The following is a 17,608-nucleotide window of genomic DNA, read 5'->3' on the forward strand; positions in this document are numbered from 1 at the left end:
GCTGGACTATGCGCAGGAAGGCTTGCTGTGGCGGCTGGACTGCGACGCGGACGTCGCCCGCAATCTCGCTTCAACCTGATCGCGCGCGCCGGCCGACCTGCCCGATCAATCCGTTTTCGCGCCTTCCAGCGCGGCGAGCCGTGCCTTGAGCGTTTCCACTTCCTCGCGCGCGGCGGCGGCCATGTCCTTCACCGCGTCGAATTCCTCACGGCTGACGAAATCGAGGCCACCGAACACCTCGCGCACCTTCTCGCGCGCGGTCTCGCCCGCTTCGCGGCCCACGCCGGCAAGCGTTCCGGCAGCGCTGTTCATCAGCTTGACGAAATCGGCGATCAGCGGGTTTTCGCTTTGCATGGCAATCTGTCCTGAAACTGGTGATGCCGCCTAGATGGGGCCGATTACCGCCGGCCGCAAGGTGCGATCAGTGCCCGAGTTGCACCCGCACCGTCGCCCCCGCAGGTGCAGCCCCGTCGGCATGCGGATTGAGCGTCAGCAGCTGCCAGTTGAGCAGCGATGCAAAGCAGACCCACGCGAGATAAGGGAGCAGCAGCCCCGCCGCCAGCGGACGCACGCGCCAGAACAGCGCGATGGTAACCGCCAGCGCCAGCGCCAGCGCCCCGATGATCCCCAGCGCGAGCGCGATCCGGTGCAGGCCGAAGAACACGGGGCTCCACGCCAGGTTGAGCGCGAGTTGCACGACGAACGCGGCCACCGCCAGCCCCCGCCCCCGCGCGCCCCGCGCCGAAAGCACCATGGCCAGCGCAACGCCCATCAGCACGTAAAGCACCGTCCACACGATCCCGAACGTGGCGGGCGGCGGATAGAGGCCGGGCTTGGTCAGCGTCGCGAACCAGGGGTTGTCAGGCCCGCTACCCGCGCTTCTTCCCGAAAGGAAGCCCAGCGCGAGGACGAGCGGAACCGTGAAAAGCGACCAGCGCAACAGGCTGGCCCGAAGCTGTGCGGGCGAAGCGAGGTATCTCATGGCACCTTACTGCGGGCAGAGTCCGGAGAAGCCGGCGCCCTTCGTGATTCGCCCGGGATATTGGCGGGCCGATGCCGGCCGCGCAATGTCACAAACGCGCACAATGCGCGGTTCAGGCGCGAAAAGCCGCGATCAGGAATTCCACATTGCCCTCCGGGCCGGTGATCGGGCTTTCCACGATCCCATCCACCTCCCAGCCCTCGCCCTCAAGCCAGACCCGGACCTCGGCACAGACGCGCGCGTGCAGCGCCGGATCGCGCACCACGCCGCCCTTGCCCACTTCCGCCCGGCCGACCTCGAACTGCGGCTTGATCAGGGCGACCAGCCGCGTCGGCCGCGCGGCCAGCGCCAGCGGCACCTCCAGCACCTTGCGCAGCGCGATGAAGCTGGCGTCGCACACCACCCAGTTCGCCGACCTGTCGATGTGCGCAGGCGTGAGCACGCGGGCGCTGGTCTGTTCCAGCACGGTGACGCGAGGGTCCTGCCGCAGCTTCCACGCCAGCTGGTTGGTGCCCGAATCGACCGCGAAAACGTGATCGGCCCCATTCTGGAGCAGAACGTCGGTGAAACCGCCGGTGGAACTGCCGATGTCCATCGCGGTCACGCCGCGCGGGTCCAGCGCGAAATGCGCGATCGCGTGGGCCAGCTTGATTCCGCCGCGCGAAACCCACGGGTGGTCGCGCCCGCGCACGTCGAGCGCGACGTCCGCGGGCACCGTTTGCCCGGCCTTGGCGATCTTCGCCTCGCCGGCATAGACCAGCCCCGCCAGGATCAGCGCCTGCGCCCGCGCGCGGCTTTCGACCAGCCCGCGTTCGACCAGCAACTGGTCCACGCGGACCTTCGCGGCCGGCTTGGCAGGTCGGGTGGGCTTCACCGAAGCGGAAGGAGGCGGGGTTGAGGTCACCTCCCGTTCCTTTCATACAACGGGCATGAAGATCAACCACAGCGCGCGACACCGTCGCCCCCGCGTCGCGATTTCCGCCCCGGCCAATTCCGCCCTGGCCGTGCTGGCGGCTACGCTGGCGCTTGCCGGCTGCGTCGCCGCACCGGCGCCGCCCCCGGCGCCACAGCCCACCCCACGGGTGGCGCCGGCACCCCCAGCTACGCAGACAACAGCGCCGCCGCCCGCCTTTCGCGACTGGCGCGATGCCCCGCAGACGGTGGGATCGTGGTTCTATCACGCAACGCCAAACGGCGGCGTCGCGCAGTTTTCCAATCCGCCGAGCGCCACAGCACTGCTCAGCCTGCGCTGCGACCGCGCGGCCCGCACGGTGACGATCGCGCGGGCCGGCGCGGCGCCGGGGCCGCTGCCGATGTCGATCACCACCAGTACGCAGACACGCCCGCTCAGCGCAGCCCCTTCGCGCGCGCAGACACTTGAGGTCGTTCTGCCTGCGGGAGACCGTCTGCTGGACGCCATGGCGTTCAGCCGGGGCCGCTTCGCGGTGGAGGTGAACGGCCTTCCCACGCTCTATCTGCCGGCGTGGTCGGAAGTGGGCCGCGTGATCGAGGATTGCCGGGGCTAGCGGGCCTTGCGACCGGGCTTTCCGACGCGCCATTTTGCACACGCGAAGTCTCGATACTGACGCCAAAAAAGTTGAATGCAAGTCTTGTTGTTCGCGCCCGAATGACTCACATTCTGGTCAAGGCCGGAGGGCCTCAGACGCTCCCGGTCCAGCCGCTCGCAAGGCGGCGATCTTTGGCTCAACAGCGCGAAAGGAGGTGATCCGATGTCTCATGGTTCAGCAGAGAGGTCGGTACAGTCCCGCGCGAGGCATTATCGCTGAGTTTCGATTAAGCGATAAAGGCTTCGTGGGCGGCACTTCCGGCCGCTGACCATGCGAAGGGCTGCTTCCGGGTTACCGGGGCGGCCCTTCACATTTATTACAAACTGCTTGCGTTTCGCGTAATAATAGTTCACGGCGCTTTCCTTGCCGATTCCTGCGGAAGGACTGACTGCCATGGCGACGCTCGCCGAATCCGAAATGACCTTCGCCCACCTGCCCCACCCCGCCCCGCTGGCGGCGGATGCGCGCGCGGCGGTGCTGGCCGATCCGGGCTTCGGCAAGGTCTTTTCCGATCACATGGTATCGATCGACTGGGACGAGGAACGCGGCTGGCATAACGCCTCCGTCATTCCCTATGGCCCGATCCCGATCGACCCGGCCGCTGCGGTGCTGCACTATGCCCAGGAAATCTTCGAGGGGCTGAAGGCCTATCGCCTCGCCGATGGCGGCATCGCCCTGTTCCGCCCGGAAGCCAACGCGGCGCGCTTCAACGCTTCCGCCCGCCGGCTGGCGATGCCCGAACTGCCCGAAGCGCTGTTCGTGCAGGCGGTGAAGGAAATGGTGCTGGCCGACCGGGACTGGTTCCCGACCGTGGAGGGCGGGTCGCTGTACCTGCGCCCGTTCATGTTCGCATCGGAAGCCTTCCTCGGCGTGCGCCCGTCGAAGCAGTACAAGTTCCTGGTGATCGCCTCGCCAGCCGGCAACTACTTCAAGTCGGGCGCGCCGGCTGTGTCGATCTGGGTGAGCGACTTTACGCGCGCCGCACCGGGCGGCACCGGCGCGGCCAAGTGCGGTGGCAACTACGCCGCCAGCCTCGTCCCCACCGCCGAAGCCTTCGAACGCGGCCATGACCAGGTGCTGTTCCTCGATGCGGTCGAGCGCAAGTGGGTGGAGGAACTGGGCGGCATGAACCTGTTCTTCGTGTTCGATGACGGTTCGATCCTCACGCCCGAACTGACCGGCACGATCCTGCCCGGCATCACCCGCGAAAGCCTGATCCGGCTGGCGCAGGAAGAAGGCCTCACCGTGCGCGAAGGACGCTACAGCCTGGACCAGTGGAAGGCCGACGCCGCTTCGGGCAGGCTCGTCGAAACCTTCGCCTGCGGCACGGCGGCGGTGGTTACCCCGGTCGGCCGCGTTTCCAGCCACGATGGCGCATTCACGATCGGATCGGGCGGCCCGGGCCAGCTCACGCAGAAGCTGCGCCAGAAGCTGGTGGCGATCCAGCGCGGCGACGCGCCGGACACGCACGGCTGGGTCAAGCGGATCGCCTGACCGGCACCGGAGGGCGATCTGGAGCCGGATGTCCATCGTCCCGCATCGTCATTGCGAGGGGCGTAGCCCCGCGGCAATCCAGAGTTACATGGCGCGGCTCTGGATTGCTTCGCTACGCTCGCAATGACGAAGCGGGTCAAAGGCAAGTCATACTCTAGTAGTTCCACTGCAACTGGCTACGGATGACGCTGCCCTCGGCCCGGCCGAGGCGGCGTTCATCGGCTTCGTTGCGCTTCATCCGAGCATAGGCCAGCGTCAGCTCGATCGCCTTGATCGGCTGCCATTCCACGCCCAGTTCCACCTCGTCGGTTTCCAGGCGCGGCGCGTTGATCGCCGCCTTGTAGCCGCCGCGATACCGCTGCCAGCGCGCATAGGGCATGAACGGTCCGATCGGGGATTCCTCGACCCGGTACATCGTCTGCACATAGCCGCCGTCCAGCTTCTTCGCGCGGATGGCCTGCGCCGCGACATCGAATTCCGGCCCGCGCCCCCAGTTCCATTCAGCCTGAATCCCGAACGGCTGGGGATAGAGGATGGCGTGCAGGCCCACGCGGTTGTCATCGAACGCCACCGGGCTCACCCCGCCGGTGCGGATATCGGGCTGCACCTTGTTGCGCATCAGCGACGCGCCCAGTTCCAGCACCTGCCCTTCGAACGCATCGCCCAGTCCGTCGAGCCGGAACGGCCATGTGCCTATGGCGGTGAGCATCAGCGTCTTGTTCTGTTCGGACCGGGCAATCCCCTGCCCGTTGAACGCACCCAGCGAAAACGCACCATAGCTGCCGAACAGCTTCTGCCCCTTCCTGCCCAGATCGTCCCAGATCCGCTGCACGCGCGCCGGCGTATAGAACGCGATCACGCCCAGATCGCGCTCGCCCGGAACCGCGCTGTTGATGGCATCGGAACGGTCGAGCGGGAGCCGGTTGGACGACGATTGCAGGTTTTCCCAGCCATAGGGCACTTTCGATTGCCCGAAGCGCAGCTTGAAGCGCTTGGCCCGGTCCAGCGCGACATCGACATAGGCATCGCGCAATTGTCCGAACGTCTCGCGCCGTTCGCCGACCGACTGGTTGGCGACGGCGGTGGCGAAATCGTGCTGGAGATAGAACGAGATCCGGTCGGTCAGGTCGCCCTGGAAGACGAGCCGCACCCGCCGGAGCGAAAAATTGCCGGCATCGTTCAGCCCGCTGTCCGAAACGGAGCGCAGGCGCGAACGGTTTCCCGGGGCGGTGGCATCGCCGGAGATGATGCTGTTGAAGCGCAACTGGGTATAGCCGCGCATCTGGATGCGTTCGTACCACGCTTTCGCACGCGGGGGAGTGCCGGACGAAGCGACCGGCAAGGGCGTGGCAGGTGCTGGCGCCGCCGATGCAAGCGCCACGGGCGCCGGTGCGGGTGTGGGTTCTGGTGCTGCGGAAGCCGCCACCTGTCCGCTCGCCGCGCCCGCCGGTGCCGCCTTCGTCGCGGCGAGCGCCGCCGTCAGCGTTTGCACGGCCGCTTTCAGTTCATCGATCTGGCGCTGCAGTTCCTGCACGCTCTGCGCCCGCGCGGCTGCCGGAGGCAGCGCAACCATGGCCGCTATGATCAGCGCTGACGCGCCGCGTCCCTTCATCAGTCGCCCCTTCCGCCGAAACCCTGTGCCGTTGCGGCACGCGAATCCGGCTGCGGGGCACGCCCCGCGATTGTCCCCGAAGCAGGCGATGCGAAATGCGGTGCCCCTTCCCTGGCAGGGGCATTATGACGCTTGTGTTACACTTTTTTGACGTTCAATTGACCAAACTTCGGTCATACGCGCGCGCCCGGAAAAAGCGCGGTGTTGCACCCCGGCCCCGGCCATGGCATCCCGCGCCATCGCTTAACCGCGCGATTAGGGCGCGCGGCTGAAACGCAGCTGGAGAGAACAGGCATGTCGATTTCGTTCAAGGACCGGGTCGCTATCGTTACCGGCGCCGGCGGTGGGCTGGGCCGCGCCTATGCGCTCGAACTGGGACGGCGCGGCGCCAAAGTCGTGGTCAACGATCTGGGTGGATCGCGCGACGGCACCGGGGCTTCGGACGCGGCGCAGAAGGTCGTCGAGGAAATTCTTGCCGGCGGCGGCGAAGCCATCGCCAACGGCGGGTCGGTGACCGAATACGAGCAGATGGCCGAGATGGTCGCACGCGCCAAGGAAAAGTGGGGCGGCGTCCACGTCCTGATCAACAACGCCGGCATCCTGCGCGACAAGAGCTTCACCAAGATGGAGCCCGCCGATTTCGAACTGGTGGTGAAGGTCCACCTGATCGGCTCCGCCTTCGCCACCAAGGCGTGCTGGGATCTGATGCGCGAACAGAACTACGGCCGCATCCTGATGACCGCTTCGTCCACCGGGCTGTTCGGCAACTTCGGGCAGGCGAACTATGGCGCGGCCAAGCTCGGCCTCGCCGGACTTACCAAGACGCTGTACCTCGAAGGCGCGAAATACAACGTGAAGGTCAACACGCTTGCCCCCGTCGCGGCAACGCGCATGACCGAGGACATCCTGCCCGAGGAAGCCTTCAAGCTGTTCGGCCCGGAGAACGTCGTCCCGGCAGCGCTGTTCCTCGTTTCGGAAGACGCCCCCAGCAACGCCATCGTCGGCGCGGGCGCGGGCGCCTACCATTCGGCATGGGTCACGATGAACAAGGGCGTGGTCCTGCCGCCCGCGGAACGCACCGTGGAAGGCTTCGCCGCGGCGTGGGACCGCATTTCCGACCGCACCGGCGATTTCGTGCCGGCATCGGGATCGGAACAGAGCCAGGTCATCATCGGCCAATTGCAGGCCGCGATGAAAGGCTGATCGGCAGGAAGAATGGCCAGCCGCAATCATGACACCACAATAGCGATGATTGCGGCTGACTTTCCCGACCGGCGCGCTAGGATTCCGCAGCGAACCGGGAGAGCGCGATGACAATCGAGGATGGCAGGCGGATACTGGCCGGCCGCGCCAAGGCCCTTTCCATCGTGCTGCTGCTGTTCGTGGTGGCCGATCTGGCGCTCTCCGTCATCACCGCCCTGGGCCTGCTCGATCAGGCCGCCACCGACCCGATGGCCGCCCGCATCGCGATCGCGGCGGGTCTGGCCCAGTTCGGGTGCCTTGTCGCCAGTGCGGTCACCACATCGATGTGGCTCTATCGCGCCAACGACAACCTGCGCCAGACGGGCGCCACGCTGACCTATGGCCCCAGCGGCGCCTGGGCGTGGTATCTGGTGCCGGTGGCCAATCTGTTCAAACCGTTCCAGGCCATGCAGGAAATCTGGGACGCCAGCCTTGGGGCGTCATCGGAAGCGGCAAGCAATGGCCAGGCGTTGCTACGCCTGTGGTGGGGATGCTGGATCGGCGGCAATATCCTCGCCACCCTGGCCCAGCGCCTGGAAGACGTGAACCATGCCGTCGCCACCGTGCTCGGCTTCGGCGCAACCGCCAGCCTCGCCGGGTCCGCGTGGTTCCTCTATCGCATCGTGGGCGAGATCACCGAAGCGCAGCAGGCGCGGGAGACAGCGGCGGTGTTTGCCTGACCGGCCCCCGGACCGGCGCGGGCGCAGGCGCGCAATCGCCCCGCTCGGCCCCGATCATTTGCATGGACCGGACCCGCGCCAGTGCCTCCGCCCGGCCGACAGGGTGCGCAACGCCGCTGGTGGCATCGATCACCAGCGGCTCCAGGCAATCGGGTGCCAGCCGCGCTTGCGGCGTGTCTTTCGCGCGGTAGGGCACCAGCAGCAGCCAGTGGTCGGAACGGAACAGCACGCGGATCAGCGGACCGTTCTGCGCTTCGGCGCGGTTCTGGCGCTTGCGTGCGGGCGCCGCGTCGGAACAGGCGGAAAGCAGCAGGAGCGACAGCAGCAGGCCGGCGCGTGCGCAGCCGTTTCTCCTAATCGTCCACCACCTTGAGCAGCTTGCGTTCGAGCGGGACAAGAACGCCGGCCAATTCATGCCCGCGCTTGAGCACTTGTCCCGCCTCGCCATAAAGCGCCCACATACCCTGCCGGGTCCGCAAGGCCGGGCATTTCTCGATCCGGGCGCTGGGCCGCTCGGCAGTGCGCCGAAAGGCCGAGAAGCTGGCTGCATCGCGCCCGAAATCCATCGCATAGTCCCGCCAGATGCCAGCCGCGACCATGCGCCCGTAGAGATCGAGAATCCGCATGAGTTCGTCACGCGCGAACGCCACCTGCGGCACGGCGCGTGCATGGGGAAAGGGAATGACCGTGCCGGCGGGAGCCCCGCCCGACGCGTCCGCTCCGCCCGGCCCGCTCAGGTCCGCGACCTCCGCCGCGTGGGCGACGGCGCGGTTCCGTCACCATCGGCGGTTTCGAGCTGAGCCGCCACGAGCGCGGCCACCTGCGCCTTGAGCGCGGCGACTTCCGCCTCCAGTTCATCGACCCGGGTGCCACCCGCCGGCTCGCACGGCTCCTTGCAGGGCGTGCCATAGGGGATGAAGTCCTTGAGCCAGGTTTCGACCGGGACCAGCGTGGAGCGGGCCTTGAGGCCGATCATCGTGGCGCCTTCGGGCACATCCTCGGTCACCACCGCGTTGGCCCCCACGCGGGCGCGCTGGCCCACCGTGATCGGGCCGAGAATCTGCGCGCCCGATCCGATGATCGCGTTGTCCTGCAACGTGGGGTGGCGCTTGCCGGGCACGCCGTTGGCGGGGTTGGTGCCGCCCAGCGTCACGCACTGGTAGATCGTGACGTTGTCGCCGATCTCGGCCGTTTCCCCAATCACGGTAAAGCCGTGGTCGATAAACAGGTGCCGGCCGATCTTCGCGCCGGGATGGATGTCGATTCCGGTCATGAAGCGGGAAAAGTGATTCACCGCGCGGGCCAGGAAATAGAGCTTCCCCTGGAACAGCCAGTGCGCCACGCGGTGCAGCGCCACCGCCCACAGTCCGGGATAGAGCAGGATTTCCCAACGCGAACGCGGCGCGGGATCGCGCGCCTGGATCGAATCCAGATAGTCGATCAGTTTCGCGAACATGGGCCGATTCTCCCTCTTTTCACGGCTCAAGGCAAGCGCGGCGGTTGCCGGCCCGTGCGCTCGCCGCCCTCGCCCCCTGAAACGGCGAGCGCATCGCGCAGCAGCGATATGGTGACGGATGCCTTGCGCTCAAGGCTCAGCCTGTCGATTGTTTCGACAAGCCGTTCCGCCGCCGCATGGGTCCGCTCGATGCGTGGCAGCAGATAGGCCAGCGCGCCATCGCCCAGCACCAGCCCGCGCCGCGCCGCGTGCGCTTCGATCAAGGCCTCCAGCAGGGCATCATCCGGCGCGCCGATTTCCAGCGGCAGCGCCGCGCCCAGCCGGGAAGCGAGATCGGGCAGGGTCACCTTCCATTCGCCCGGGGCGGCGTTGCTGACGATCAGCAGCGGCCGGCCTTCCGCCTGGGCGCGGTTCCAGCGGTGGAACAGCTCGTCCTGCGGCAGGCTGTCGGCATCGTCCACCACGTCCCCCACCCCGCTTTCGGCAAACCAGCGCGCCAGCAGGCTCTTGCCCGAACGCGGCGGCCCGGACAGGATCGCGGTACGGAACGGCCAGTCCGGCGCGGCGCGCAAGCCATCGATCACCGGCTGCAGCGACGGCCCGATGGCAATCGTCTCCGCCCCCACGGCGGTCACCAGCGGCAAGGCGATCTGCGACATGCGATTCATCGACCGGAACGCGCGCGCGCCCGCCGGTCATATACGGATCGCCGGTTACTTGCGGATAGAAAGCGCATTGGCGCCCTGCGTGACTTTCCAGCCCTGCGCGCGCAAAGCCGCCGCCAGCGCTTCAAGATCGCCGGCAAACGTCACGCGCATCACCGAAGTGCCGCCGATCGCGATGCTGGTCGTCGCCACGCCCTGCACCCCCACTGCCGCGCGAACGCCGGCCAGCCCCGAATCCACCGCCGCGCCATCGGGCGTGGCGAATTGCACGATGAAGGTCGTGGCGGGCGCCGCTGTGGTCGATGCTGCGGCCGCGGGGATGCCATCGGGTCCTGCGGCCGGACCGGCGGCGGGCGCCGGACCGAGCTGGCCCAGCGCCTGCTCGATCAGCTTGGGATCGATCTTGGTGGCCATGTTGATCGTGGGGTCAGGGGTCAACTGGCCGTTGGCCAGCGCGCCCGCATAGATGCCATCGATCCGGCGCACCGCATCCGCCAGCATCGCCGGCAGCTTGTCCTCGCTCTCGGCGGTCAGCTGAAAGCTGCCCAGGAAGCGGTTATCCGGGCCATAGCGCGCGGTAAAGGTGCCGCGAATCGGCCCGCCCGGCCATTGCCGTTCCAGCCGCGCGATCGGTACGACCACATCCGCCGCGCCAAATTCATCGAGGATCAGCCGCCACCAGTTGCGGCTGCGGCGCGAAACCTGCCCGGCCGTGAGCAGCAGCGAATCGGCGCCGCCACCGTTGGGGCGCACATAGTCGATCACGCTTTCGCCGGTGCGGAAATCGGCCCAGGCCTTCTGCCAGGGCGTGCGCGTTTCGAACACCGAACCCGCACCGCCCTGATAGAGTACGGGAATCACCAGCATCGGCGCGGACTTGGCGTGCGCGCCCTGCAAGCCAAGATATTGCGACGTCCGGGCGCGATCGAAGATCAGGCCCAGCCGCGCGATATAGCGGTGCGGGCCGATTTCCTCCTTTTCGACCACCACCGCCGACACCAGCGAATCGATCGTGCCGTCATCCAGCGCCGGTGCGCCGCCGCTGCCCAGATGGTTGTGTTCCCACAACTTTTCCCAGCCCTTGCGCTGCGCTTCGCGCCAGCCCTTCATGCGCGCGTCCTCGGCATTGTCGCCCGAGACGTTCACCTCGATGCCGCCAACCTCGAAATCGCCGTTGCTGGCGATCGGCGCGATGCCGCGATCGCCCTCGATCTGCGCAAGCAGCGCGGGGCCGGCAAAAACCAGCGCAAGCGCCGACGCACCGCCGATTCCCGCGGCGATCCAGGCCTTCCGGCTCAACTTCGGCATCTGCATTGCGCGCGGAACGGCCAAGGGAACTCCCGTAGAATGGCCGCCGGACCCTGTTGTTCGCGACCTCTTCGCGGGCGCTTTTGCCGAAAGGCAAGTGGAAATCCAAGCAGGAAAGCGCTAGGCGGCGGCGATCATGGCAACCGACAACACTCCTTCGCCCCAAAGCTACAGCTACGAACAGGCTGGCGTTTCCATCGCCGCAGGCAATGCGCTGGTCAAGGCGATAGGCCCTTTGGCCCGTGCCACCGCCCGCCCCGGAGCGGACGCGGAACTCGGCGGATTCGGTGGCTTTTTCGACCTGCGCGCCGCCGGCTACAAGGACCCGCTGCTGGTGGCCGGGAACGATGGCGTGGGCACCAAGGTCAAGCTGGCCATCGACCACGACCGACACGAACACATCGGTATCGATCTTGTCGCGATGTGCGTGAACGACCTGATCGTACAGGGCGCGGAGCCGCTGTTCTTCCTCGACTACTTCGCCACCGGCAAGCTGGATAACGGCGTGGCGGAGCGGGTCGTCGCCGGCATCGCAGAAGGCTGCAAGATCGCCGGCTGCGCGCTGATCGGTGGCGAAACGGCGGAAATGCCGGGCATGTACGGCCCCGGCGACTACGACCTTGCCGGCTTCTGCGTGGGCGCGGTGGAACGTGGCGAACAACTGACCGGCGATCGCGTGGCGGAAGGCGACGTGCTGCTGGGGCTGGCTTCGTCGGGCGTCCATTCCAACGGCTATTCGCTGGTGCGCCGCCTCGCCGCCGACAAGGGCTGGAAACTCGAACGCCCGGCCCTGTTCGACAACGAACGCCTGCTGATCGATTACCTGATCGAACCGACGCGGATCTACGTGAAAAGCCTGCTGCCCGTGGTTCGTTCGGGCCGGGTCCATGCGCTGGCGCATATCACGGGGGGCGGCCTGCTTGAGAACGTGCCGCGCGTGCTGCCCGCCGGGCTTCATGCGCGGATCGATGCCGACGCGTGGGAACAGCCGCGCCTGATGGCGTTCCTGCAGGCGCAGGGCAACATCGAGCCGCAGGAAATGGCGCGCACCTTCAACTGCGGCGTGGGCATGGTGCTGGCCGTCGCGCCGGCGGACGTCGCGTCGGTGACCGCCGAGCTTGAAACGGCGGGCGAAACCGTGTTCCGCGTCGGCGAAATCGTGCAGGGCGAGAAGGGCTGCACCGTGACCGGCAGCGCCGAAATCTGGTCCGCGCGCGCCGCATGGGAAGCGACGCACCTTGGCTGACCGCGCGCCCGTCGCCGTCTTCATCTCGGGCAGCGGCACCAACATGGCCGCGCTGCTCTATGCCAGCCGGGCGGAAAACTGCCCGTACCGCATCGTCCTCGTGCTTTCGAACAATCCGGACGCATCGGGGCTGAAGCTGGCCGAAGCCGAAGGTGTGGCGACGTTCTGCCTGCCGCACAAGGGCATCGCGCGCGCCGACCATGACGCGGCCATGGAAGCGGAAGTCGTCCGCGCCGGCGCGCGCTTCATCGCGCTGGCGGGATACATGCGCATCCTTTCCCCCGCATTCGTCGGCCGCTGGGAAGGCCGGATGCTGAACATCCACCCCTCGCTGCTGCCGAAATACAAGGGCCTGCACACGCACGATCGCGCGATTGAGGCGGGCGACAGCCACGGCGGCTGCTCGGTCCATCTCGTCACCGCCGAACTCGACGACGGCCCGATCCTGGGCCAGACGCCGGTGGCGATCCTGCCAGGCGATACCGGCGACACCCTGGCCGCGCGCGTGCTGATCGCGGAACACCAGCTCTATTCGCGCGTGCTGGCCGACTTCGTGACGCGCGAAACCGCGCCGGACTACCTTGTCGCGCAAGTGCGCGAACGCGCCATGGCTCTGCCCGAGGCGGACGAAGTCACCAGCCACGGCATGCCTTGCTTCGGCGTAACGAAGGGCAAGAAGTTCGCCTATGTCTCGATCGACCACCACGGCGACGGCCGGACGGCGCTGCTGGTCAAGATCAGCGGGCTGGACGAACAGGAACAGCTGATCGAAAGCGATCCGGCGCGCTATTACCGGCCGGCCTATTTCGGCGATGGCTGGATCGCGATCCGGCTCGACCTGGGCGATACCGACTGGGACGGCATCGCTGACTGGCTGCGCCGAAGCTGGGCCGCCATCGCCCCCAAGCGCCTGGCCGCAATGATGGACTTCTGACGGGCGCTTTCCGCGTTCCTCGCTGCCTGACCCTTTACAGGCGCCCGCGCGCGTGGGACGCAGAGGGCGATGACGCTTTACCAGCTTGAAGTTACCGGCGCGCTCCTTCTCGTCGCGGCGGAAATATGGGCGCTGTTGCGCGCCATGCTGCGGCCGCACCGCGAACCCGAATCGCGCGTCGCCTGGCTGGTGGTCATCCTCATGTTCCCGGTCGTCGGCGTGCTGGGCTACCTGCTGCTGGGTGAAACGCTGCTCAGCCGCGACCGGCGGCGGCGCGGCGCGGAGATCGATGCCGCGCTGCCCCGCCCGCCCGGCGACATGGCCGCGCATTGCCAGGTGAGCCAGAGCCCCTATGCCGCGCCGTTCGCGCTGGCGAGCACGGTGAACGCGCTGGAGCCGGGCGGTGGCAACGCCGCCCGCCTGTTCACCGACAGCAATGCCGCGATCGACGGCATGATCGCGGACATCGAGGCGGCACGGGACACGGTCCACCTGTGCTTCTACATCTGGTTGCCCGACAACAACGGCACGCGGCTGGCCGAAACCATGGCCCGCGCCGCCCGGCGCGGGGTGCGCGTGCGCGTGCTGGCCGATGCGCTGGGATCGCGCCTGATGACATCGTCGCCGCTGTGGCGGATGATGCGTGAGGCGGGCGTGGAAGCCCTGCCCGCGCTGCCGGTGGGCAATGTACTGTGGACGATGCTGCGCGGCCGCGTGGACCTGCGCAACCACCGCAAGGTGCTGGTGATAGACAACCGCATCGCCTGGTGCGGCAGCCAGAACGCCGCCGACCCCGAATTCCGCATCAAGCCCCGCTTCGCGCCGTGGGTGGACATCATGACCCGCTGGGAAGGACCGGTAACGCGGCAATGCCAGTTCCTGTTCGCGTCCGACTGGATGGCCGAAGGCGGGGACGACGTATCACCGTTGCTGATCGACGCTTGCGAGGAGACGGACGAACGGCCGGGCGACATAATCGCGCAGGTCATCGGCACCGGCCCCACGCTGACGTATGCGGCGATGACCGCCTGCTTCGCCGAACTCATCCATTCCGCGCGGCGCGAACTGGTGATCAGCACGCCCTATTTCGTGCCAGACGAACAACTGCTCTACGCGCTGCTGTCCACTGCGCGGCGAGGCGTGGACACGGTGCTGATCGTGCCCGCGCGCAACGACAGCCGCTTCGTCGCGGCCGCCTGCCGCAGCTATTACCATGCGCTGCTGGAAGCCGGGGTAAAGATCCACGAATACCGGCCCGGCCTGCTCCACGCCAAGACCATGGCCGTCGACGGGCAGGTGACGATGATCGGTTCGGCCAATCTCGACCGCCGCAGCTTCGAGCTGAACTACGAGAACAACATCCTGTTTCTCGATCCGGCGCTGACGAGCGCGATCCGGGCCACGCAGGACCACTGGATCGCGCAGTCCGTGCCCATCACCGCCGCAATCGTGGCCGGATACAGCCTGCCCCGCCGCCTGTGGCAGAACCTTGCCGCGATGATGAGCCCGCTGCTCTGAGAGTCAGATTTCGGCGTAATCGACCTGCGGCCGGCTTTCGCGCGTGCCGCGATAGCGGCAGGAGGGATCGTTGGCGTCGCCCGCGATCACCACGTGATCGTCATGCACTTCCAGCAGGGTGCCCACGAAAGGCATGCCTTCGAAACTGCCGTTGACGCGGTAGCTGACGGTATCGCCGACCTTGAACGTCGCGGCGTCGAAATTGAACTCGAAAGGGCAATCGCCCGAACCCATGCCATGCATCGCCTGTCTCCCGCGCCAGACATAGCTGGTCGGCAGCGGCAGGCAAAGCAAAAGGGCCGGAGCGCTTGCCCCGGCCCTTCATGCTTTCCGTTCGGTGCGAACGATTAGCCGACGATTTCTTCCGGCTTGAAGAAGAACGCGATCTCGATCGCGGCGTTCTCTTCGGAATCCGAACCGTGGACCGAGTTGGCTTCGATCGATTCGGCAAAGAGCTTGCGGATCGTGCCTTCGGCGGCGTCCTTGGGGTTGGTGGCGCCCATGATGTCGCGGTTGCGCTTCACGGCGTCTTCGCCTTCGAGCACCTGCACCACGACCGGACCGGAGATCATGAATTCAACGAGTTCGCCGAAGAAGGGGCGTTCCTTGTGCACTGCGTAGAAGCCTTCGGCCTGTTCGCGGCTCATGTGGATGCGCTTGGAGGCAACGACGCGCAGGCCCGCTTCCTCGAGCTTCGCCGTGACGGCGCCCGTCAGGTTGCGACGGGTGGCGTCGGGCTTGATGATCGAAAACGTGCGGGTAACCGCCATGGAATGTTCCTTCGCGAAATTGGGGATTTGTTGCGCGCGCCCCTAGCCGGGATTGTGCTGCGCCGCAAGACGCGCAAAAATCGGGGAGCGCGGTCGGGCTGCTACGGCCCTTCGCGCCACTTGCCGCCTTCCTGCCGCCAATAGCGCCGATCCACGCCTTCGCGCTGGCCCAGCATTCGCCAGCAATCGCGCGCGCTATGGATGCGATCGGGCGGGAACAGCAGGAACACGCGCTCGAAATCCTCCGCGCCTTCCGCCGCATCGCGCCACAGGCCATCCGCCAGCGCCAGGAAGCGCGCGCCGTTGGCGGGGTTCACCGTGTCGGACAGAAGAATGGGCTGGCGGCTGTCGTGCGCGCCGCCCGCCCGTCCGTGCGCAAGAAAGCTGTCAGGCAGGCGCGTCCACAGCGCCTCGCCGATGCGGCCGAGCTGCGCCTCGTCCTGTGACACCACCAGCAGCCGGGCGCCCGCCCCCAGCGTGTTGCGCGCGATCAGCGGCAGCACGCCTTCGGCGGGATCGCGACTCAACTGGTAGAAGTCGACGCGCACGGAAATCCTTTTCAGCTTGGCCGAGGCGGTGCCGGCCCGCTACGCTTCCAGCACGTCGCGCACGTAGCGGTCGAGCAGGCGCACGCCGAAACCGGTCGCGCCCTTGTCCCAGGTCGCGCCGGGCTTGTCCGCCCAGACCGTGCCGGCGATGTCGAGATGCGCCCAGGCCACGCCCTTGTCGACGAAGCGCTGGATGAACTGCGCGGCGGTGATCGACCCGCCATAGCGCGGCCCCACGTTCTTCATGTCGGCGATGGGACTGTCGATCAGCTTGTCGTAAGCCGGGCCGATCGGGAAGCGCCACAGCTTGTCGCCGCTGGCCTTGCCCGCCGCATCGAGCTGGCTGGCGAGCAGATCGTCGTTGGCGAAGAGGCCGGCGTGTTCATGGCCGAGCGAGATGATCATCGCGCCGGTCAGCGTGGCAAGGTCAACGATCGTGGCGGGGGCATATTCCTTCTGCACCCAGGTCAGCGCATCGCACAGCACGAGGCGGCCTTCGGCATCGGTGTTGATCACCTCGATCGTCTGCCCCGACATCGAGGTGACGACATCACCGGGGCGCTGCGCGTTGCCGTCCGGCATGTTCTCGACCAGACCGCACACGCCGATCACGTCGGCTTCGGCCTTGCGCTTTGCCAGGGCGAGCATGGTGCCGGCAACGGCAGCGGCCCCACCCATGTCCCACTTCATGTCTTCCATGCCGGCGGCCGGCTTGATCGAGATGCCGCCGGTGTCGAACGTCACGCCCTTGCCCACGAACGCGGTCGGCTTGGTTCCGGCCTTGCCCTTCCAGCGCATCGCCAGGATGCGCGGTTCGCGGACCGAACCCTGCGCCACGCCGAGCAGCGCGCCCATGCCCAGTTCGGTCATCTCCGCCTTGTCGAGCACGCGGATTTCCACGCCGAGGCCGGCCAGCCGCTCCTGCGCGCGGGCGACGAAGCTTTCGGGATAGATCACGTTCGCCGGCTCGGTCACCAGTTCGCGGGTGAAGGCCACGCCTTCGGCCAGCGCGGCTTCCGCCTGCCACGCGGCTTCGGTGCCATCAGGCGCGCCGATCGCGACGATTTCGGCCAGCGAGGGCTTCTGTTCGTCGGTCAGCCTGGTGCGATAGACATCGAGGCGCCAGCCGCGCAGCAGCGCGCCGAACAGCACCGCCACCGCTTCCGCGGCGGACAGCCCGCTGCCGGTGAAATCGATGCCCAGCGCGGTTTCGCCCGAGGTCAGGTATTTCGCGGTCAGAGCCGCGCCGGCGCGTTCCAGCGCCGAAAGGCGATCCGCCGCACTCCCATCGCCGATTCCGGCGAAAGCGAGACGCTGGAGACCGTCCGGCCCTTGCGCGAAGGCTTCGAACACCTGCCCGGTCTTGCCGGTGAAGCGCGCGGCAGCGGCGCCATCGCGCACGACGGCATCGGCCTGCGCCGGGAAGGCACCCTGCGGCACCAGCGTGGCCACCAGACGGGGACGGGCTTGGGCGGCCGGGCGGAAAACAACGTTCATCGGGTGCTCCTGTCGGAAAGCGGCCACAGCCCGGCGCAGTCGTGTCCGGGCTGAAATTGTGGATTTGCAGTTAGGGCGCGCTGGTGCG

The 17,608-nt window shown here is 67.4% G+C and carries 20 protein-coding genes; 7 read left to right on the top strand and 13 right to left on the bottom strand.

Annotation, left to right across the window (positions count from 1 at the left end; all coding sequences use genetic code 11):
* Positions 1-105: 105 nt before the first annotated feature.
* The 3 genes from NMD1_RS04470 to NMD1_RS04480 form a co-directional block, all read right to left on the bottom strand.
* Positions 106-354 carry an accessory factor UbiK family protein gene (locus tag NMD1_RS04470; RefSeq protein WP_124810049.1) on the bottom strand — a complete coding sequence of 83 codons (249 nt, stop codon included), beginning with the start codon at positions 352-354 and terminating at the stop codon, positions 106-108.
* Between the two features lie 67 nt (positions 355-421).
* Positions 422-982 carry a TspO/MBR family protein gene (locus NMD1_RS04475; RefSeq protein WP_125953878.1) on the bottom strand — a complete coding sequence of 187 codons (561 nt, stop codon included), beginning with the start codon at positions 980-982 and terminating at the stop codon, positions 422-424.
* Between the two features lie 112 nt (positions 983-1,094).
* Positions 1,095-1,886, bottom strand: a complete 792-nt coding sequence (locus NMD1_RS04480; RefSeq protein ID WP_125953879.1) for a TlyA family RNA methyltransferase — start codon at positions 1,884-1,886, stop codon at positions 1,095-1,097.
* A gap of 25 nt (positions 1,887-1,911) precedes the next feature.
* On the opposite strand from NMD1_RS04480, the gene NMD1_RS04485 reads away from it, so the two are divergent.
* Positions 1,912-2,508, top strand: coding sequence for a hypothetical protein (locus NMD1_RS04485; RefSeq protein WP_125953880.1), 597 nt, complete (start codon positions 1,912-1,914; stop codon positions 2,506-2,508).
* Positions 2,509-2,943: 435 nt separating this feature from the next.
* Positions 2,944-4,044, top strand: a complete 1,101-nt coding sequence (locus NMD1_RS04490; RefSeq protein WP_125953881.1) for a branched-chain amino acid aminotransferase — start codon at positions 2,944-2,946, stop codon at positions 4,042-4,044.
* 154 nt (positions 4,045-4,198) lie between these two features.
* On the opposite strand, the gene NMD1_RS04495 is transcribed toward NMD1_RS04490, so the two are convergent.
* Complete coding sequence (locus NMD1_RS04495) at positions 4,199-5,656, bottom strand: porin (RefSeq protein WP_125953882.1); 1,458 nt, start codon at positions 5,654-5,656, stop codon at positions 4,199-4,201.
* Positions 5,657-5,950: 294 nt separating this feature from the next.
* Between NMD1_RS04495 and NMD1_RS04500 the strand changes: the two genes are divergently transcribed.
* Positions 5,951-6,859, top strand: coding sequence for an SDR family NAD(P)-dependent oxidoreductase (locus NMD1_RS04500; protein ID WP_124810043.1), 909 nt, complete (start codon positions 5,951-5,953; stop codon positions 6,857-6,859).
* Positions 6,860-6,966: 107 nt separating this feature from the next.
* Positions 6,967-7,578, top strand: coding sequence for a DUF4328 domain-containing protein (locus NMD1_RS04505; RefSeq protein ID WP_125953883.1), 612 nt, complete (start codon positions 6,967-6,969; stop codon positions 7,576-7,578).
* Here the strand turns inward: NMD1_RS04505 and NMD1_RS04510 are convergent.
* The 5 genes from NMD1_RS04510 to NMD1_RS04530 all read right to left on the bottom strand — a co-directional run bounded on the left by NMD1_RS04510 (position 7,532) and on the right by NMD1_RS04530 (position 11,007).
* Positions 7,532-7,975 (bottom strand): hypothetical protein, encoded by a 444-nt coding sequence (locus NMD1_RS04510; RefSeq protein WP_125953884.1) that lies wholly within the window; start codon positions 7,973-7,975, stop codon positions 7,532-7,534. The genes NMD1_RS04505 and NMD1_RS04510 overlap by 47 nt on opposite strands.
* On the bottom strand, positions 7,932-8,228 hold the full coding sequence (locus tag NMD1_RS04515; RefSeq protein WP_124810067.1) for a DUF2794 domain-containing protein: 297 nt from the start codon (positions 8,226-8,228) through the stop codon (positions 7,932-7,934). Before NMD1_RS04515 ends, NMD1_RS04510 begins: the two co-directional genes overlap by 44 nt.
* Positions 8,229-8,311: 83 nt before the next feature.
* A complete protein-coding gene (gene epsC / locus NMD1_RS04520; protein ID WP_124810040.1) occupies positions 8,312-9,034 on the bottom strand; it encodes a serine O-acetyltransferase EpsC in 723 nt (240 codons plus the stop codon).
* Positions 9,035-9,060: 26 nt separating this feature from the next.
* The gene (locus NMD1_RS04525) at positions 9,061-9,693 is read right to left on the bottom strand and encodes an ATPase (protein ID WP_124810039.1); all 633 of its coding nucleotides are present in this window, start codon (positions 9,691-9,693) and stop codon (positions 9,061-9,063) included.
* 54 nt (positions 9,694-9,747) lie between these two features.
* A complete protein-coding gene (locus NMD1_RS04530; RefSeq protein WP_233497356.1) occupies positions 9,748-11,007 on the bottom strand; it encodes a heavy-metal-associated domain-containing protein in 1,260 nt (419 codons plus the stop codon).
* 136 nt (positions 11,008-11,143) lie between these two features.
* Here NMD1_RS04530 and purM point away from each other — a divergent pair, with 136 nt between their 5' ends.
* From purM to cls, 3 genes are all read left to right on the top strand, one after another.
* On the top strand, positions 11,144-12,253 hold the full coding sequence (purM, locus tag NMD1_RS04535; RefSeq protein ID WP_125953885.1) for a phosphoribosylformylglycinamidine cyclo-ligase: 1,110 nt from the start codon (positions 11,144-11,146) through the stop codon (positions 12,251-12,253).
* Entirely contained in the window at positions 12,246-13,187 is a 942-nt protein-coding gene (gene purN / locus NMD1_RS04540) for a phosphoribosylglycinamide formyltransferase (protein WP_125953886.1), read from the top strand. Before purM ends, purN begins: the two co-directional genes overlap by 8 nt.
* 69 nt (positions 13,188-13,256) lie before the next feature.
* Positions 13,257-14,705 (top strand): cardiolipin synthase, encoded by a 1,449-nt coding sequence (gene cls, locus NMD1_RS04545; RefSeq protein WP_125953887.1) that lies wholly within the window; start codon positions 13,257-13,259, stop codon positions 14,703-14,705.
* Between the two features lie 3 nt (positions 14,706-14,708).
* Here the strand turns inward: cls and NMD1_RS04550 are convergent, their stop codons facing one another.
* From NMD1_RS04550 to NMD1_RS04565, 4 genes are all read right to left on the bottom strand, one after another.
* Entirely contained in the window at positions 14,709-14,948 is a 240-nt protein-coding gene (locus tag NMD1_RS04550) for a hypothetical protein (RefSeq protein WP_124810035.1), read from the bottom strand.
* Positions 14,949-15,052: 104 nt separating this feature from the next.
* The gene (ndk, locus tag NMD1_RS04555; RefSeq protein WP_124810034.1) at positions 15,053-15,475 is read right to left on the bottom strand and encodes a nucleoside-diphosphate kinase; all 423 of its coding nucleotides are present in this window, start codon (positions 15,473-15,475) and stop codon (positions 15,053-15,055) included.
* Positions 15,476-15,576: 101 nt separating this feature from the next.
* Positions 15,577-16,023 carry a DNA polymerase III subunit chi gene (locus NMD1_RS04560; RefSeq protein WP_125953888.1) on the bottom strand — a complete coding sequence of 149 codons (447 nt, stop codon included), beginning with the start codon at positions 16,021-16,023 and terminating at the stop codon, positions 15,577-15,579.
* 39 nt (positions 16,024-16,062) lie between these two features.
* Positions 16,063-17,520, bottom strand: a complete 1,458-nt coding sequence (locus tag NMD1_RS04565; RefSeq protein ID WP_125953889.1) for a leucyl aminopeptidase — start codon at positions 17,518-17,520, stop codon at positions 16,063-16,065.
* Positions 17,521-17,608: the final 88 nt, after the last annotated feature.

The sequence above is a fragment of the Novosphingobium sp. MD-1 genome, from assembly GCF_001014975.1.
In the GTDB taxonomy this organism is placed as follows: domain Bacteria; phylum Pseudomonadota; class Alphaproteobacteria; order Sphingomonadales; family Sphingomonadaceae; genus Novosphingobium.

Coding starts and splice junctions, on each gene's coding strand:
- purM (WP_125953885.1), top strand. CDS start 11,144: ATGGCAACCGACAACACTCCTTCGCCCCAAAGCTACAGCTACGAACAG.
- NMD1_RS04530 (WP_233497356.1), bottom strand. CDS start 11,007: ATGCCGAAGTTGAGCCGGAAGGCCTGGATCGCCGCGGGAATCGGCGGT.
- NMD1_RS04475 (WP_125953878.1), bottom strand. CDS start 982: ATGAGATACCTCGCTTCGCCCGCACAGCTTCGGGCCAGCCTGTTGCGC.
- cls (WP_125953887.1), top strand. CDS start 13,257: ATGACGCTTTACCAGCTTGAAGTTACCGGCGCGCTCCTTCTCGTCGCG.
- NMD1_RS04565 (WP_125953889.1), bottom strand. CDS start 17,520: ATGAACGTTGTTTTCCGCCCGGCCGCCCAAGCCCGTCCCCGTCTGGTG.
- NMD1_RS04505 (WP_125953883.1), top strand. CDS start 6,967: ATGACAATCGAGGATGGCAGGCGGATACTGGCCGGCCGCGCCAAGGCC.
- NMD1_RS04470 (WP_124810049.1), bottom strand. CDS start 354: ATGCAAAGCGAAAACCCGCTGATCGCCGATTTCGTCAAGCTGATGAAC.
- NMD1_RS04525 (WP_124810039.1), bottom strand. CDS start 9,693: ATGTCGCAGATCGCCTTGCCGCTGGTGACCGCCGTGGGGGCGGAGACG.
- NMD1_RS04500 (WP_124810043.1), top strand. CDS start 5,951: ATGTCGATTTCGTTCAAGGACCGGGTCGCTATCGTTACCGGCGCCGGC.
- NMD1_RS04485 (WP_125953880.1), top strand. CDS start 1,912: ATGAAGATCAACCACAGCGCGCGACACCGTCGCCCCCGCGTCGCGATT.
- NMD1_RS04490 (WP_125953881.1), top strand. CDS start 2,944: ATGGCGACGCTCGCCGAATCCGAAATGACCTTCGCCCACCTGCCCCAC.
- epsC (WP_124810040.1), bottom strand. CDS start 9,034: ATGTTCGCGAAACTGATCGACTATCTGGATTCGATCCAGGCGCGCGAT.
- NMD1_RS04495 (WP_125953882.1), bottom strand. CDS start 5,656: ATGAAGGGACGCGGCGCGTCAGCGCTGATCATAGCGGCCATGGTTGCG.
- ndk (WP_124810034.1), bottom strand. CDS start 15,475: ATGGCGGTTACCCGCACGTTTTCGATCATCAAGCCCGACGCCACCCGT.
- NMD1_RS04550 (WP_124810035.1), bottom strand. CDS start 14,948: ATGCATGGCATGGGTTCGGGCGATTGCCCTTTCGAGTTCAATTTCGAC.